Here is a 16,548-nt window from a genome sequence, read left to right on the forward strand (position 1 = left end):
CCCGCTGAGCGCGACGTCAAGGAGCCCCATATGTACAAACTCGCGTTTTTCGTTCCCATGGACGACGCCGAAAGCGTCAAGGAAGCGGTTTTCGCTACCGGCGCCGGGCGCATCGGCGGCTACGAAGCCTGCTGCTTCCAGACGCCAGGACAGGGCCAGTTTCGCCCCCTCGACGGCGCCGACCCACATATCGGCCAGGTCGGTACGCTCAGCCATGTCGAGGAATTGAAGGTCGAGCTGGTGTGCGAGGACGATCACCTGGAAGCCGCCGTGGCGGCGCTCAAGCTGGCTCATCCGTACGAGGAGCCGGCATATGAGGCGTGGCATCTTGCAAACGTTTAGGCGCGTTACGCGCTGCCCAGATAACGTTCGCGGTCTTCGGCGGTGATGTCGCTCACGTGAAGCGAGTAGTCACCGCCCCGGCGATCGTCGAAATAGTGGCGCAAGGTGCGTTCGATGGTCGGGAAGGCCAACTCGTGCCAGGGAATCTCGGCTTCCTCGAACAGCGCCACCTCGAGACTCTCCGGGCCGGACGCATAGTCGCCGCGCAGTGCGCCACGGAAGATCATGTAGACCTGGTTGATGTGTGGCAGATTGATGAGCGTATAAAGGCCTTCGAGGTCGACATCGGCGCAGGCTTCCTCGCGTGTCTCGCGCGTGGCGGCTTCGGACGTGGTTTCGCCGTTTTCCATGAAGCCGGCAGGCAGCGTCCAGTAGCCCATGCGAGGCGCGATCGCACGCCGGCACAGCAAGACGCGCTCGCCCGCTACCGGTAAGGTACCGGCCACGATGCGCGGATTCTGATAATGGATGGTGCCGCAGGCATCGCAGAGAAAACGCCCGCGATCGTCGCCCTCGGGAATCGCGAAACGCACGGTTTGGCCACAATGGCTACAGAAATTCATGGTCGTCCTCGGGCGAGCGATATGGCGCCCAATTAGGTGAAAAGCAACATGTTAGAGACACTGCGCGAACGCCTGCAAGCGCATCAGCCGCGCCAGTTGAACGCCGACATGCCCAGAGCCGCAGTGCTGCTTGCGATCATCGAGCGCCGCGAGCCCACGCTCGTGCTGACACGCCGTGCCGGCCATCTCGCGCAGCATGGCGGACAAGTTGCGTTTCCCGGTGGCAAGGTCGAACCCGAGGATGCCGACTTGTGGGCCACGGCCTTGCGCGAGGCGCATGAGGAGATCGCCCTGCCGCCCGCGCAAGTCGCACGCCTCGGCCGGCTAAGCGATATCACCTCACGTCACGGCATCTGCGTGACGCCGTTCGTCGGCTTGATTCCGCCCGGCCTTCCACTGGTACCGGACCATAATGAGCTGGATACCATTTTCGAAGTGCCATTGGCGTGGTTCCTCGAGGATCGCCGTAGCCACACGGATGTCATCCGTCACGGCGAGCACACTTATTATGTGCCCAGCTATGCTTACGCCAATCATGTCATATGGGGCCTGTCGGCGATGATGCTGGTCGAACTGCTGGCGGTGGGATTCGAGCGCCCCATCAGCCTCGACCGTGCGCCCCTCGGTAGTCCGTTGCGGCATCTGCCCGCACCACCCCCGCCACGGCCTTGATACCGGCTGGTTCCACCGCACACTTCGCTGAGCAGCACCATCGACCCGGCCCGTTAAAGGCGCCGCCTCACCACGCGTCGTCAAACACGCCAGGCTCGGCCTCGATCGCAGCCAATTGTGCCCTCCCTATGGGCAGCCACTGGCGCACGACGAAGTCCGCGCTGGCCAACTTGGCGCGATAGAAGGAGCGCCCTAAGAGGCGCTCCTTGCATTGGCGACGCCCTCGTTGGCGGGCGCATCGCGCAAGCGGCGTATCAAGACGCCACTTTCTCCTCGACCGGCATGGCAGAGACGCCCGGCTTGATGACGGCATACGCCACCCCGGCGATCACCGCACCCACCGCAATGGACATGAGATACAACAGCGCCAGATTGACCGCATGGGGAATCAGCAGCACGAAGAGTCCACCGTGCGGCGCCATCAACTGAATGCCGAAATACATCGACAAGGCCCCGGTCACGGCCCCGCCGACGATGCATACCGGCAACACACGCAAAGGGTCCTTGGCGGCGAAGGGAATCGCGCCTTCGGTAATGAAGCAAAGCCCCAACACGAAAGCCGCCTTGCCCCCCTCGCGCTCGGTTTCATCGAACTTGCGCTTGGCCAGCATGCTGGCGATCCCAATCGCCAGCGGCGGTACCATCCCCGCTGCCATGATGGCCGCCATCGGCGCATAGGTCTCGCTCGACAACAGACCCACACCGAAGGTATACGCCGCCTTGTTGACCGGTCCGCCCATGTCGACGCACATCATCCCGCCGAGCAGCAGACCCAGCAGCACGGCATTGGTCGAGCCCATGCTGTCGAGGAACGAAGTCAAGGCGTTGAGCAAGCCCGCCACCGGCGTGCCGATGATGTAGATCATCACCAGCCCGGTGAACAGACTCGCCAGCAAGGGAATGATCAGGATCGGCTTGAGCGATTCCACACTCGCCGGCAGCTTGAGATACCGGGTGATCGCATGGGCGGCATAACCGGCCAGGAAGCCGGCAAGAATACCGCCGATGAAACCCGCGCCGATATTGCTGGCCAGCATGCCACCGATCATGCCGGGCGCGATCCCTGGCCGGTCGGCGATGGAGTAGGCGATATAACCCGCGAGGACCGGTACCATCAAGGCAAAGGCGGTATCGCCACCGATCTGCATCAGGGCTGCCGCAAGGGTGCCCTCTTCCTTGAAGGCCTCGATACCGAACACGAACGAGAGGGCGATGCACAAGCCACCGGCGACCACCATCGGCAGCATGAACGAAACCCCGGTGAGCAGGTGCTTGTAGACCCCTTTGTCCTTGACGCTCTTGCCTTTGCCAGCGGCTTTGTCGCCGGACGCAGCAACGCTGCCCTGGCTCTCCACGTCGGCTTCGGCAAGGGCTTCTTGCACGGTCTGTCGAGCCTTCTTGAGCGCATTGCCAGTCGACGTTCGGTAGATGCGTTTGCCTGCAAAGCGCTCGTCGTTGACTTCGATATCGCAGGCCAGCAGCACCACATCGGCCGCCGCGATGTCCGCCTCGCTAAGCTCATTCTGCGCCCCGACCGAGCCTTGGGTTTCGACGCGGATATGATGACCCAGGCCGCGTCCAGCCTCTTCCAGCGCCTCGGCGGCCATGAAGGTATGCGCCACCCCCGTCGGACACGCCGTCACCGCGACAATACGCTGGCCTTGACCATCGCCGCCCTCGGCGGCGTTCGTGGACGCTGCCTGTGGCGCTGCTGTGTCATCGCCAGCGAAGCGTTCGGCCTCGCGCTCGGCACGTGACAGGAATGCCTCCGGATCGGGCAGCGCCTCGGCGATGGGCGCCTGGAATAGGCGCTTGTCCGTGAAGCGAGAGGCTTCCGGCACGTGGTCGGCGGCTACGATAATTAGTTCGGCATCACGCAGCTCCGCCTCGGAAACCGGCTGTGGCGGCTCGAGTTCGCCGTGCATTTCCACCGTGACCTGCCAACCGCGACGCCGGGCGGCTTGCTCGAGGCGTCGGGCCGCCAGAAACGTCGTCGCCACGCCACTCGGGCAGGCCGTGATAAGGATCGCTTTCATGAGTCCTCCCTCGCGTTATCGTCGAGCCGACGCACGCACGTATTTTGTTGGAGTTGGTCTAGATCCGGGGCATGCACATCGCCCACCCCGACATGGCGTACCGCCTCGGCGGATAGCGCCGTCGCCAGGCGCAAGGTGGCCTCGGCGGTGAGACCCGCGAGCCGGCCGTGGAGCATCACCGCCAGCAAGGTATCGCCGGCGCACACCGTACTCGCGACCTCGACGCGCGGCGGTGTGGCCTGCCAGGCCCTTTCGGGGCCGACCCACAACACGCCCTCGCCGCCCAGCGACACCAGAGCGTGTTCGGTGCCTGACGCATGCAAGCGTGTAGCGGCGGCCAATCGCGAAGCGGCATCTTCCAGCGGCTCACCGGACCACTCGGCCAATTCCGTCTCATTGGGTTTGACGGCATTGGGCATGGCGGCAATCGCGGCGTTCAACGCCGCGCCGCTAGTATCTACCCAGACCGGCACGTCGTACTCGCGCAGCCAGTCGATCAAGACCGCCAGATCGTCGGGCGACACGCCCGGCGGTAAGCTACCGGCAATGACCACCGCATCGGGGCACCTCGCGGCATCCATTACCCGCGCCTCGAGCGCGGCATAAAGCCGTGCAAGATCATCGTGCGCAACCTCGAGACCGGGGCCATTGATATCGGTGACACGTCCCTCGGCTTCGGCGAGCTTGGCGTTGATGCGCGTTTCTCCGGCCAGCCGCAGGAAGGCGTCCTCCAGGTTCCAGTCGGCGAAAGCGCGCACGAAGGCACCGTCGTTGTGTGCGCCCAGAAAGCCCGAGACCGCCACCTCATGGCCCAGCGCTTTCAGCACCCGGGCAACGTTGACGCCTTTTCCCGCCGCCTCGAGATGCGTGGCCCCAGTGCGATTGACTGCCCCCAGGGTGAGCGAGGGCAAATGAATCGCCAGATCCAGCGCGGGATTGAGGGTCAACGTCAGTACACGCGCCATCAGAGGGCCTCCAGCGCTTCACGCACGGCATCGCCAGTCGACTGGCTCAGGGCCAGCTCGGCGTGCTGGCGAGCCACCTCGAGAGTCAGTTCACGCAACCGTGCCTTGACCATCGGCACCTGCCGCGCCGAGACCGAAAGCTCATCGACGCCCAGCCCCAGCAGCACGGGCACCGCTTGGGCGTCGCTGGCCAGTTCACCACACACGCCCACCCATTTGCCCTGTGCATGTGCGGCCTCGACGGTCATGCGAATCAGCGCCAACACTGCGGGATGCAGCCCATCGGCCTGAGCCGAGAGCTCGGCGTGGCCACGGTCGATGGCCAGGGTGTACTGGGTCAGGTCATTGGTACCGATGGAGAAGAAATCGACCTCGGCGGCCAGAGTCGGCGCCAGCAACGCGCACGAGGGAATTTCGATCATCACCCCCAGTTGCACGTCACCGGCCTGTACCTCGGCCTGCACGCGATCGAAGATCTCACGGGCGGCGCGGAACTCGGCGATGTCCTTGACCATCGGGAACATGATCCGCAACGGACGGTCGCCCGCCGCCGTAAGCAGGGCACGCAACTGCGTCTCGAGCACCTCGGGACGCGTCAGCGCCAGACGAATGCCGCGCAGGCCGAGAAACGGGTTGTCCTCCGGCGGCAGCGGCCAGTAAGGCAACGGCTTGTCGCCGCCGACATCCAACGTGCGGGCAACCAACGGGCGACCGTCGAAGGCATCGATGGCCTGGCGATATTCGGCGATCTGAGTGTCCAGATCCGGCGCCTCGGGGTGCGCCATGAACACGAACTCGGTACGCAGTAGCCCCACGCCCTCGGCGCCACGTTCGACAGCATCCGCCGCGTGGGCCGTATTACCCAAGTTGGCGGCGACTTCGACACGGTGACCGTCCTGCGTGCGCGCTTCCTCATGGCGCGCCGCATAGGCCTCGCGCTCGCGCATTTCATACTCTTTCAGGCGTAACTCGGTCCGCGAGCGGCGCTCGTCGGAAGGCGCGGGGATCACGCGGCCACGCTCGCCATCGACGATCACATCAATGTCGTTGGCCAGCGTCAGTACGCATTCGCCGCCACCCACCACGGCAGGAATACCCAACGCTCGAGCGAGAATCGCACTGTGCGACGTCGCCCCGCCGCGCGCGGTGACCAGACCGCGCACCTTGGCGGTATCCAGGCGCGCCACGTCCGAGGGGCCGACGTCATCGGTGATCAGAATGTAAGGCGTCTCCGGCGGCGTGGGCAGACGCACGCCGCACAGGATCCCCAGCACACGCCGGCCGACATCACGCAGGTCGGCGGCACGCTCGGCAAGCAGACGGTCGGCGAGATTTTCCTGGGCGCGGGCGGCAGTATCGATGGCCGACCACCACGCCGCCTCGGCACTCGTGCCGGTACTCAACGACTCATGTGCCGCTTCACGCAGTTCAGGATCGTCGAGCATCTCCTCGTGCATCGACAGGATCTCGGCGACCTCACCGCCCTGGGCGGTTCGCACCAGGGCACGAAGCTGTTCGGCAGCTTCCTGAATCGCGGCATCGAGGCGCGCCAGTTGCGCGGCACTGTCGCCGCGACGGGTTTCGTCGAGCCCATCGGCCCGCTCGGGATACTCGAATCGCGGCGTGCGCATCACGAAAGCCGGCGCGATGGCAAGCCCCGGCGACGCCGGCACGGCGGGATGCGCTACATCGTCTTCTAAGGGCGCGGGGAGGCTCTCATCCTCGTCAGCGGGCGCCTCGAACGACATCTCCTGAAGGGGCGTCACGTGCTCGCCGAGGCCATCTCTGATGGCCGTGACGAGGGCTTCCAGCGCCTCGCTGGCACCCTCACCTTCGGCAGAGAACACCAGCGTCTGGCCACGCCGTGCCCCCAACCCGATGACCTTGGTCAGACTCGCCGCCGAAACCGCCTCGGCACTACCCTCGAGCAGACGCACCTTGACCGGCATGGCCTGGCGTCGGGCCACCTGCACCAGTTGCTTCGCCGGCCGCGCATGCAGCCCGTGGGCATTGAGCACCGTCGCGCGCGCAGTATCCGCCTCGGCGGACTCACCGGAAAGCCGCGCCAACAGCGTCGCGGCGTCGGCATCGGCGAGGCTTTCGCCATCGCCGGCATCCAGCAGATTCCCCAGGCGTTCGAGCAATCCGCGATGCGCATCGCCTTGAGCCGCCAGACAGAACACCGCATTGACTGCCCCTTTGGGGCCCGAGAAGGCCTGTTCCGGCGTGGCCACGCCCAGCGTCGGCGTGATGACGCCCTGGGCGCTACTCACCAGCCACAGGCCCTGGCCCAGTGCCACCGGCTCCAGCGTGTTGATCTCGGCCACGAAGCTGCTATCCACGCTCCCCACCTGACGCAACCGCGCCGCCGCAGCCAACGCCAACTCGAAGCGATCACGCGCAGGGAAACCCAGGCACAGCGTATCGGCATCCAGGCGCGCCTCGACCGGCGCCTTGGACAAAAGCGTAATGATCTCTTCACGACTATCGGCAGCGGCCAGGCGTTCGGCCACGCCATCCCGATCGAGCACGTGCGTCAACTGGCGCAGAATATCGAGATGCTCATCGCTCTGCGCGGCGATCGTTACCAGCAGGGTGACGCGTTGTCCGTCATGCCATTCGATGCCATTGGGAAATTGCAGCACCCGCACGCCGGTGGTCTTGACGTATTCGCGGCTCTCCGGGGTGCCATGAGGAATGGCAATGCCATTGCCCAGGTAGGTGGAAGACTGCGTCTCACGCGCGTGCAGCCCATCATGGTAACCGGGCGTCACGCGTCCGGCCTCGACCAAGGACTCGCCGGCCTGATTCAGGGCATCTCGCCAGTCATCGGCACGCCGGTCGAGCAGAACGTCTTCGCTTGTCAGTGTCAGCATGGAACTCTCCATAATGCCGCCGGAACGGAGCCATCCGCTCGTCGGGTAAGGACAACGGTCACGCCCGTCTTGATAGCGTCGCGCCGTTAGAGCGCCTGCATCACCGGTCGCTGAATCTGGCCATTCAGCTTTTGACATGATAAATCAGATGACGGGCTGAATCGTGTCAGCTATCTTGGGATCAATGCTGAAACGTTCATCACGATTTATCAAGCCAAACGGGACTAGACCTTCGCAGGGGCGGGCAAGCAAGACTGCGTGCCAGCCTCTAGAATAGATGCTTTTGCATCGTCGGCTCGTTCAAGGAATACACCCATGACTCTTGCAGAAATCGCCCGGCTGGCCGGCGTCTCACGCACCACTGCCAGTTATGTGATCAATGGCCAGGCCGCCGAGCGGCGCATCCGCCCCGAGACGGTGGCACACGTCATGGCCGTGGTCGCCAAGCACGATTATCGTATCGATGCACAGGCGGCGGCGCTGCGCCGGGGCGCGAGCCGCACGTTGGGATTCATCGTGCCGGACCTGGAGAACACAAGTTACGCCCGCCTGGCCAAACGTCTGGAAAATGGCGCGCGTCGTCTGGGCTATCAGCTGCTGATCGCCGGCTCGGACGATGACCCGGACACCGAACGCGAGCTGGCGCGTGCCTTGCGCGCCCAGCGCTGCGATGCCCTGATCGTCGCCAGCAGCCTGGCCATGGACGACCCGTTCTATCCCGACCTGATGGCGGGCGGTCTGCCGATCATCGCGCTCGACCGCACCCTCGACCCGGAGCGTGTGGTCTGTGTCGTCAGCAACAACACCCAGGCCGCAGGTGCCTTGACGCGCTCGGTGCTCGACGCCGATGTCGCGCGTATCGCCTGGATGGATGCGGTGCCGGAACTATCGATCAGCGTGGAACGGCGCGCAGGCTTTCTGGAAACGGTTCGCGAAGCGTCCCTCGACAACCCGATATTGCTCAGCGGTGCGCGCTACGACCGCGCTACCGGCGCGGCGCTCATGCGGCGCCTGATCGACGAGCATGGCATTCCCGATGCCCTGGTGACCGCGTCTTATGTGCTGCTCGATGGGGTCTTCGATGTACTGCTCGAACAAGGAGGGTTGCCCGAAGCGCTGCGTCTGGCCACATTCGGCGACGACCGCCTGCTGGATTTCCTGCCGGTGACTGTCAATTCGCTGCCCCAGCATCATGACCGCATCGCCGAGCTGGCGCTTAGCCGCGCCATGCAGGCGGCACGCGGCGACTACCGCCCGGGGGTGGATATCGTCGAGCGCGACCTCAAACTGCGACGCGGCGACTGATTCGACAGCCGCTGCGGTAAGGTCGCCTGCTATCGTCGATGCGGGCTGTCTGCAGTGACCGGCTTCGACGTCTAGAACGCTTGCCACGCTTACGACAAGGCGCGCGGTGCGGGAGAGTCGTCAACGCCGGAAGCTGGCGCATGCTCGGCATGCAAGCGTGCGATGAGTTGATCCTCGAGCGCGAAGCGCTCGGTAAGGGCCTTGCTCAAACGCTCGAGCCAGGCCGGCAGACGCGTCACGTAATGCTGACAACGCGTCGGCGTCGAGTAGTCATTGTCGAACTCCAGCACCAACTGCGTGGACATCTCAAGCCGTTCGAGCAGACGGTCGGCCAGAGCCAGGGCGTCTCGGTCGTCGAACGCCACCGCTTCGTCACGCAGCTTCGGATAGACTTCGAAATGACCACCGCTAATGTAGTCCATCAGGGCTTCGCTGAAGGCATCGATACGCGCCTTGGAAACCGTTTCCAGTTCCGCATCGCAGGCCTCGCGCAACTCCATCAGCGTCACCAGCATGTCGTAGCGCTGTTGCAGCCAGCGGTCAATGAGCGTGTGAACACCACCCCAACGCTCGAGGGCCGTCTTGGTATCTTCCAGCATGATGAATCTCTCCTGTCATGGCCGCGCGGGCCACTCCCTGACATTGAGGAAAGCGGCTCTCCTGCCGCCTTCCCGCCGCTCAACGACGGCGAAGCACGATACCGGCCAGCATGCCCAACGGAGTCAGCAGCAGCACGGCGAACCCCACCAGCGTCCATTGCGGGATCGACATGCCCAACAGCAGGCCGTGTATTTCGGCACATTCTCCCGAGCCGGAAAGTACTCGCGAGATGACGTTCCACAATGGCAGCACTTCCATCATGTAGTCCAGCCCTGGACCGCAACTAGGCACGCTTTCCGATGGCAGCGATTGCAACCACACATGGCGCGCGGCAACCGCCACGCCCAGGGCTGCCGCCAGAGCGCCCAAGCCGGCATAGACACCCCGCCCGACACGTCCCGCAGGATTATGTACCGCCCCCACGGCGAAGACGAGCGCAGCAAGCAAGACCGCAATACGCTGCCCAATACACAGCGGACAAGGCGTCAGCTCATAAACATATTGCAATACCAAAGCCACGCCCATCATCAGCACGCACATCGCCAGGCCCAGCAAGCAGCCTCGACGCACGCTCATCGCGGCCAATCGGGTAATCATGGTCACGCCTCCTCAGGCAATCTCAACCAGCCTCTTGCTGGATATCCTTGCTTCGCTCATAAAAAGGCCCATGCAGTAAGCGCAGCACGGGCCTTGGACAACGCTTCGACTCACACCATGCTGAGAGGTTTACCCGCACGCTCGAAATAATGCGCCAGGAAGGTCTCGAAATCTTCGTGGTCGGCACGCTCGATATCGCCTTGCTGCTGATGCGAGGTCTCGACGAGCTGCTCGAATAGCGCCTCCCGCGCGCGATCCATGGGCGCCTCGCGCAGTTCGGCCGCCTGTCGCTCTGCCAAGCCACGCACCTGATCGAGGTATTCGGTGTCTTCGTTGATTAATTGCGCATAAAGTTGGCCGGAGGGCGTCAATTCGGGGTCGTCGAGGCGCGGTGCCAGAACTGCGAGGGCGTCGCGATGCGGCGCGCCCTCCTCGTTGGTGTCGAGCACGTCGGCAACACCCTCGAGTTCGGCGAAGATATCGTGCCCCCAGTCGCGCAGATAACGCTGGTGATCGCCGACACTGAGCTTGAGCTCGGGATCACGGCCGCGCTCCACTACCAAGCGGCGGTTATCATCGAGACGGTCACACTCCTCGTCGGGAATCCACGGGCTCTCGGACAGCAGGCACCATAGCAGGAAGGTATCCAAGAAGCGCATCTGAGTCTCGTCGATGCCCAGCGGCGTAAAGGGATCGAGATCCAGGCAGCGCACCTCGATGTATTCGACACCGCGCGCTTCGAGAGCCTGAGAAGGTGTCTCATCGTGACGCGCCACCCGCTTGGGACGAATATCGCTGTAATACTCGTTCTCGATCTGCAGGATATTGGCATTGAGTTGGCGCCAATTACCCTCGACATTGACGCCGAAGCGCTGGTAGTCCGGCCACGGTGTGCTGATCGCATGGCGTAGCGTGCCCACGTAATTGGACAACGAATTGAAGCAGATCTTGAGCTGCTCCTGCACCTTGTTCTGATAGCCCAGATCGGACATTCGCAGGCTGGTGGCGTAACGTCCCGCCAGCGTGTGCTCGCCCAACGCTTCAAGATGATCGGGCGCCGCGCCCGTCAAAAAACTGCGATCCACCGCCGGCGAGGCGCCGAACAGGTACAAGAGCAACCAGCTGTGGCGCCGGAAATTGCGGATCAGATCAAAATAGCGGCTGGAGCGATAGCCCTCTAGGCTCTCGCCGTCGCGGCCGTCGAGCTCACGTAACACCGGCCACAGGTTCTCGGGCAGCGAGACATTGTAGTGGACGCCGGCGATGGACTGCATGATGCGCCCATAGCGTACGTCGAGCCCCTTGCGGTAGACGTACTTCATGGTGCCGACATTCGAGGTACCGTAATCGGCAATGGTCACGCTGTCGTTGCCATTCAAGCGGCTCGGCATGCTTGCCGGCCAGATCAGCTCGTCGCCGAGCTGCCGATAACTATAGCGCAGCAGATCACCGAGAAACGCCAGGGCATCGTCGGGGCGACAGTAGACGGGCGTAATGTACTCAAGCAATGCTTCCGAATAATCGGTAGTGATATAGGGATGCGCGAGCTTGGAGCCCAGGGCATAGGGATGGGGTGTTTGGGCGATGCGCCCGGCGCCATCGACGCGCAAGCCTTCTTTCTCGATGCCGCGGCGCAAGCGACCGAATCGCCCTTGGCGAGCCAGCCCGTGCATGCGCGCAATGGCGGTGGCGAGTGTTTCGGACAAGATAAATTCCCTCACGTCTGGGAAAAGCACAGCTTTCCCTTGGTGTCACCGGTGGATCGTGGCGTGCCGGCATCGCCGGACGATCCCATGTGTGCGGCTAACGGAAACATCGCCGGGGACAACCCCGGTGGATCGTCGGCCCCCTGAGCGCGCCGCATTAAAAAACCATTATGGAGGCGGCCGGCCACCTTTCAAGGCAAATAGCGCACGAAGCGTTTCACGATTGGCGACGGGCCTTTGCCAACGCTTCGCCGAGTGCACCCCGCCCTTCGCTTTCCGGTTGCGACTCCCGCTTGCCACCGCCACGCTGTCCGCGTGAGCGACGCGGTTCGTCGTCGCGCGAGGCATCACTCGGCGCATCGCCCATGCGCATGGACAACCCGATTCGGGCGCGCTCGAGATCCACTTGCATGACCTTCACCTTGACGATATCGCCGGCTTTGACCACCTGACGCGGATCCTCGACGAACTTATCGGAGAGTGCCGAGATATGCACCAGGCCGTCCTGATGAACGCCGATATCCACGAATGCCCCGAAGTGCGTGACGTTGGTCACGCTGCCTTCGAGGATCATCCCCGGCTCGAGATCCTTGAGAGTTTCTACACCTTCGCGGAACTCGGCGGCCTTGAACTCGGGGCGTGGATCGCGACCAGGCTTGTCGAGTTCCTTGAGAATATCGCTGATGGTGGGCACGCCGAAGATATCATCGACGTAATCGGCCGGATTGAGCGACTTGAGGAAACCACTATCCCCGACCACGCCGGCCAGGTCACGCTCATGATGTTGGGCGATGCGGTTGACCACCGTGTAGGCCTCGGGGTGCACGGCGCTGGCATCGAGAGGATTGTCGCCGTCCGCGATACGCAAGAACCCCGCGCACTGCTCAAAAGTCTTGGGTCCCAGCCGACTGACATCCAACAACTCGCGACGCGAGGTGAACTGTCCCTTGGCGTCGCGTTGCGCAACGATGTTTTCGGCCAGCGTCGGGTTGAGGCCGGAAACACGTGACAGCAAGGCACCGGAAGCGGTGTTGAGCTCGACGCCCACGGCGTTGACGCAGTCCTCGATGACCGCCTCCAGGCTGCGCGAGAGCTGCACCTGAGAGACATCGTGCTGATACTGGCCGACGCCGATGGACTTGGGCTCGATCTTGACCAGCTCTGCGAGCGGGTCCTGCAAGCGCCGGGCGATGGAGATCGCGCCGCGCACGGTGACATCGAGCTGCGGGAATTCGCGCGAGGCGAGCTCTGAAGCCGAATACACCGAGGCCCCCGCCTCGCTGACCATGACCTTGGCAAGCGGCCGCGATGCTCGCTTGACCACCTCGCCGGCGAGTTTATCGGTCTCGCGGCTGGCAGTACCGTTGCCTACCGCGATCAAGGCCACGTCATGCTTGTCGACCAGCCCCGCCAGCGTGGCCAGAGACTGATCCCAGCGCTTCTGCGGCGCATGCGGATAAATAACGGTATCTTCCAGATACTTGCCGGTAGCATCGACGACCACGACCTTACAGCCGGTACGCAGCCCCGGGTCGATGGCCAGCGTCGCCTTCGCTCCGGCGGGCGCCGCCAGCAATAGATCCTTGAGATTGGCGGCGAATACCTCGATGGCCTCGCGCTCGGCGCGTTCGCGCAAGCGGCTCATCAACTCGGTCTCGAGGTGCGTGTAGAGCTTGACGCGCCAGGTCCAGCGCACCACTTCCTTGAGCCAGCGCGAGGCCGGCTGCGTGGCAGTAAGTGCCACGCCAATGTGCTTGGCGATGGCAACCTCGGCAGGATGGATCTCGGCGTCTTCTTCGTCCGGCAGGCGAATCGCCAACGACAGCACGCTCTCGTTGCGACCCCGAAACATGGCCAACGCACGATGCGAAGGTGCCTTGGCAAACAGCTCATCATGCTCGAAGTAATCCGAGAACTTCGCGCCTTCTTGCTCCTTGCCACTCATCACGCGCGAGACCAGCAGCCCTTCGCTCCACAGACGCTCACGCAGTTGCCCAACCAGCTCGGGATCTTCGCTGAACTGTTCCATGAGGATCTGCTTGGCGCCATCCAATGCGGCCTTGGCATCCTCGATGGCGGGTGTATCGCCTTCAGCGGCGCGCACATATCTTGCCGCTTCGGTCTCGGGGTCGAGATCGGGATCGGCCAACAGCGCCTCGGCCAGCGGTTCGAGCCCTGCCTCCCGGGCGATCTGAGCTTTAGTGCGGCGCTTCTTCTTATAGGGCAGATACAGATCCTCGAGGCGCTGCTTGGTATCGGCGGCCTGGATCAACGCCGCTAGAGAATCGGTCAATTTGCCTTGTTCGTCGATGCTGGCAAGCACCGCGACACGGCGTTCCTCCAGCTCACGCAAATAGCGCAGACGCTCTTCCAGCGTGCGTAGTTGGGTGTCATCCAGCCCACCGGTGGCTTCCTTACGGTAACGAGAGATGAAGGGTACGGTGGCGCCATCGTCGAGCAGCGCCACAGCAGCACTGATCTGCCGGGAATGAACGGCGAGTTCGTCGGCGAGCCGAGAAACGATCTTGAGATTGACGTCCATGATGTCCTTGACGTTGCAGCGGCTGGCGATCCAGCGACAAAAAGTTCGCGACAAGGTACCACAACAGCCGACACGACGCAGACGGCGCTTGCTTATCCCGCCTCATTGGGCACGAAACGCAGCGCCAGGCCATTGTTACACCAGCGCAGGCCGGTCGGCTCAGGCCCGTCCTCGAAAACGTGACCCTGGTGGCCGCCGCAACGCGCGCAGTGATACTCGGTGCGCGGAATCAACAGCACCAGGTCCATCTCGGTCAGCAGGTGGCCTTCGATGTGATCGAAGAAACTCGGCCAGCCGGTGCCGGAATCAAACTTGGTACACGACGAGAACAGCGGCAAGTCGCAACCGGCGCAGCGGTATTCCCCTGGCCGTGTCTCGTGATTGATCGGGCTGCTGCCGGCCGGCTCGGTATCGGCCTCGCGCAAGATACGATAGCGCTCCTTGCTGAGCCGCTCGCGCCACTGCGCCTCGCTCAATTCAAGCGGCTGGATGTCCGAACTACGTTCCAGCGACAGCTTGGGACGCGCCAACACGACGCTCGGCACCGCACCCAGCAGGCCTGCGACGCCCAACCAACCCAGAAAACGACGGCGATGCATGACGTACCCTCCTTGCAATACACAACGGGGAGAGCCGATGGCCGACTCTCCCCGTTAGAGGCGAATTCCGCGGAATGGTTCGCTCCGTCAGGGCAGCGAAGGACCGGCGGCGACGATATCCTCATCGACGCCGTCGAACTTGGCAAAATTGGCGATGAATTTGTCCGCCAACGCCTTCATATGACGCTCATATTCGGCGCCATCAGCCCACGCCTGACGCGGATCGAGCAGCGTCGCGTCGACACTCGGCACCGCCACCGGGACGTCCAGGTTCAATCCCTCGATGTGACGCGTCTCGACGTCCTTGAGATCACCGTTCTGGATCGCTGCGATGATGGCACGCGTGGTGGGAATGCTGAAACGCGAGCCGCCCTCGCCGTAGGCGCCACCGGTCCAACCGGTGTTGACCAGATACACGCGCGACTCGAAAGCCTCGACACGCTTGACCAGCAGATCGGCGTACTCGCGCGCCGGACGCGGGAAGAAAGGCGCGCCGAAGCAGGTCGAGAACGTTGCTTCCAGCCCCTCGGAAGCTCCCATTTCGGTGGAACCGACCTTGGCGGTGTAGCCGGATAGGAAGTGATAGGCAGCGGCTTCCTTGGACAACAGCGAGACCGGCGGCAGCACCCCGCTCATGTCGCAGGTCAGGAAGATGATCGCATTGGGTTCGCCGGCCCGATTCTCGGGCACGCGCTTGTCGATGTGCTCGAGCGGATAGGCAGCGCGGGAATTCTGAGTCAGGCTATCATCGCTATAATCCGGATGGCGGTACTCGTCGAGAACCACGTTCTCGAGCACCGTGCCAAAGCGAATGGCCTTCCAGATGAGCGGCTCATTGTGCTCGGAGAGATCGATGCACTTGGCGTAGCAGCCGCCTTCGAGATTGAACACGGTGCCCTCGCCCCAACCATGTTCGTCGTCGCCGATCAGATAACGTTCGGGATCGGCGGAGAGCGTGGTCTTGCCGGTGCCCGAGAGACCGAAGAACAGCGTGGTCTCACCATCCTCACCCACATTGGCGCTGCAGTGCATGGGCAGCACGTCTTTCTCGGGCAACAGGAAGTTCTGCACCGAGAACATGGCCTTCTTCATCTCGCCGGCGTAACGCATGCCGGCGATCAGCACGCGGCGCCGGGCGAAGTTGAGAATCACCGTACCGTCGGAATTCGTGCCGTCACGCTCGGGCACGCATTCGAAATGCGGCGCATTGAGGATGGTCCACTCGCTCTTGCTCTTGGGATTATAGCCCTCGGGACGCACGAACAGGGTTCGCCCGAAAAGATTGTGCCAGGCGGTTTCGGTAGTGACACGAATCGGCAGGTAATACTCGGGATCGGCGCCGACATGCAATTCAGAGACGAAGTTGTCACCCTCGGCCAGATAGTCCTCGACGCGCTCCCACAAGGCGTCGAAACGCTCGGCGTCGAACGGCTGATTGACGCTGTCCCAGTCGATCAAGTCCGCCGTGGAGGGTTCCTTGACGATGAATCGATCTTTCGGGGAGCGGCCGGTCCGCCGTCCGGTGTTCGCCACGAAGGCACCGTTGTCGGCGAGATGGCCTTCGCCGCGCGCGATGGCATGCTCGATCAACGCAGCGCTGCTCAGATTGGTATGGGTCTGCACGGGACGTGCCTCGTGGGTTGCCGGGGAGGCGGCTGGGGTCGTGGTCATTATCGTGTCCTGAGCCCGAAGGGCGTTTCTCTCTCGTTAACCGATGCTTACTCGCCAAGGCCACCCGGACAATG

13 protein-coding genes are annotated in these 16,548 nt (G+C 63.3%); 3 read left to right on the forward strand and 10 right to left on the reverse strand.

All coding sequences use genetic code 11. From position 1 onward, the window contains the following. Nucleotides 1-30 precede the first annotated feature (30 nt). Nucleotides 31-342 (forward strand): NGG1p interacting factor NIF3, encoded by a 312-nt coding sequence (locus tag OP496_RS08745; protein WP_280563207.1) that lies wholly within the window; start codon nt 31-33, stop codon nt 340-342. Nucleotides 343-347: 5 nt separating this feature from the next. On the opposite strand, the gene OP496_RS08750 is transcribed toward OP496_RS08745, so the two are convergent. Beyond that, a complete protein-coding gene (locus tag OP496_RS08750; RefSeq protein ID WP_280563208.1) occupies nt 348-905 on the reverse strand; it encodes an NUDIX hydrolase in 558 nt (185 codons plus the stop codon). A 48-nt stretch (nt 906-953) separates the two neighbouring features. Between OP496_RS08750 and OP496_RS08755 the strand changes: the two genes are divergently transcribed. After that, nucleotides 954-1,577, forward strand: a complete 624-nt coding sequence (locus tag OP496_RS08755) for a CoA pyrophosphatase (RefSeq protein ID WP_280563209.1) — start codon at nt 954-956, stop codon at nt 1,575-1,577. A 254-nt stretch (nt 1,578-1,831) separates the two neighbouring features. On the opposite strand, the gene fruA is transcribed toward OP496_RS08755, so the two are convergent. The 3 genes from fruA to ptsP are packed head-to-tail and all read right to left on the reverse strand — an operon-like array spanning nt 1,832 to nt 7,454. Next, a complete protein-coding gene (fruA, locus tag OP496_RS08760) occupies nt 1,832-3,613 on the reverse strand; it encodes a PTS fructose transporter subunit IIBC (RefSeq protein ID WP_280563210.1) in 1,782 nt (593 codons plus the stop codon). Further along, complete coding sequence (gene pfkB / locus OP496_RS08765) at nt 3,610-4,578, reverse strand: 1-phosphofructokinase (RefSeq protein ID WP_280563211.1); 969 nt, start codon at nt 4,576-4,578, stop codon at nt 3,610-3,612. Before pfkB ends, fruA begins: the two co-directional genes overlap by 4 nt. Further along, nucleotides 4,578-7,454 (reverse strand): phosphoenolpyruvate--protein phosphotransferase, encoded by a 2,877-nt coding sequence (ptsP, locus tag OP496_RS08770; protein ID WP_280563212.1) that lies wholly within the window; start codon nt 7,452-7,454, stop codon nt 4,578-4,580. The genes pfkB and ptsP overlap by 1 nt, the downstream gene beginning before the upstream one ends. Nucleotides 7,455-7,769: 315 nt before the next feature. Here ptsP and cra point away from each other — a divergent pair, with 315 nt between their 5' ends. Beyond that, nucleotides 7,770-8,759, forward strand: coding sequence for a catabolite repressor/activator (cra, locus tag OP496_RS08775; RefSeq protein ID WP_280563213.1), 990 nt, complete (start codon nt 7,770-7,772; stop codon nt 8,757-8,759). Between the two features lie 89 nt (nt 8,760-8,848). On the opposite strand, the gene rsd is transcribed toward cra, so the two are convergent. The 6 genes from rsd to OP496_RS08805 form a co-directional block, all read right to left on the reverse strand. After that, the gene (gene rsd, locus OP496_RS08780) at nt 8,849-9,358 is read right to left on the reverse strand and encodes a sigma D regulator (protein ID WP_280563214.1); all 510 of its coding nucleotides are present in this window, start codon (nt 9,356-9,358) and stop codon (nt 8,849-8,851) included. Between the two features lie 79 nt (nt 9,359-9,437). Continuing rightward, nucleotides 9,438-9,956, reverse strand: coding sequence for a disulfide bond formation protein B (locus OP496_RS08785; RefSeq protein ID WP_280563215.1), 519 nt, complete (start codon nt 9,954-9,956; stop codon nt 9,438-9,440). Nucleotides 9,957-10,066: 110 nt separating this feature from the next. Continuing rightward, complete coding sequence (gene gshA, locus OP496_RS08790; RefSeq protein WP_280563377.1) at nt 10,067-11,629, reverse strand: glutamate--cysteine ligase; 1,563 nt, start codon at nt 11,627-11,629, stop codon at nt 10,067-10,069. A gap of 250 nt (nt 11,630-11,879) precedes the next feature. Next, nucleotides 11,880-14,204, reverse strand: a complete 2,325-nt coding sequence (locus tag OP496_RS08795) for a Tex family protein (protein ID WP_280563378.1) — start codon at nt 14,202-14,204, stop codon at nt 11,880-11,882. 92 nt (nt 14,205-14,296) lie between these two features. Beyond that, a complete protein-coding gene (gene msrB, locus OP496_RS08800) occupies nt 14,297-14,803 on the reverse strand; it encodes a peptide-methionine (R)-S-oxide reductase MsrB (protein ID WP_280563216.1) in 507 nt (168 codons plus the stop codon). 87 nt (nt 14,804-14,890) lie between these two features. After that, complete coding sequence (locus OP496_RS08805; protein ID WP_280563217.1) at nt 14,891-16,474, reverse strand: phosphoenolpyruvate carboxykinase; 1,584 nt, start codon at nt 16,472-16,474, stop codon at nt 14,891-14,893. Nucleotides 16,475-16,548: the final 74 nt, after the last annotated feature.

Origin of the sequence: Chromohalobacter sp. 48-RD10 (genome assembly GCF_029889785.1) — a bacterium.
GTDB lineage: Bacteria > Pseudomonadota > Gammaproteobacteria > Pseudomonadales > Halomonadaceae > Chromohalobacter.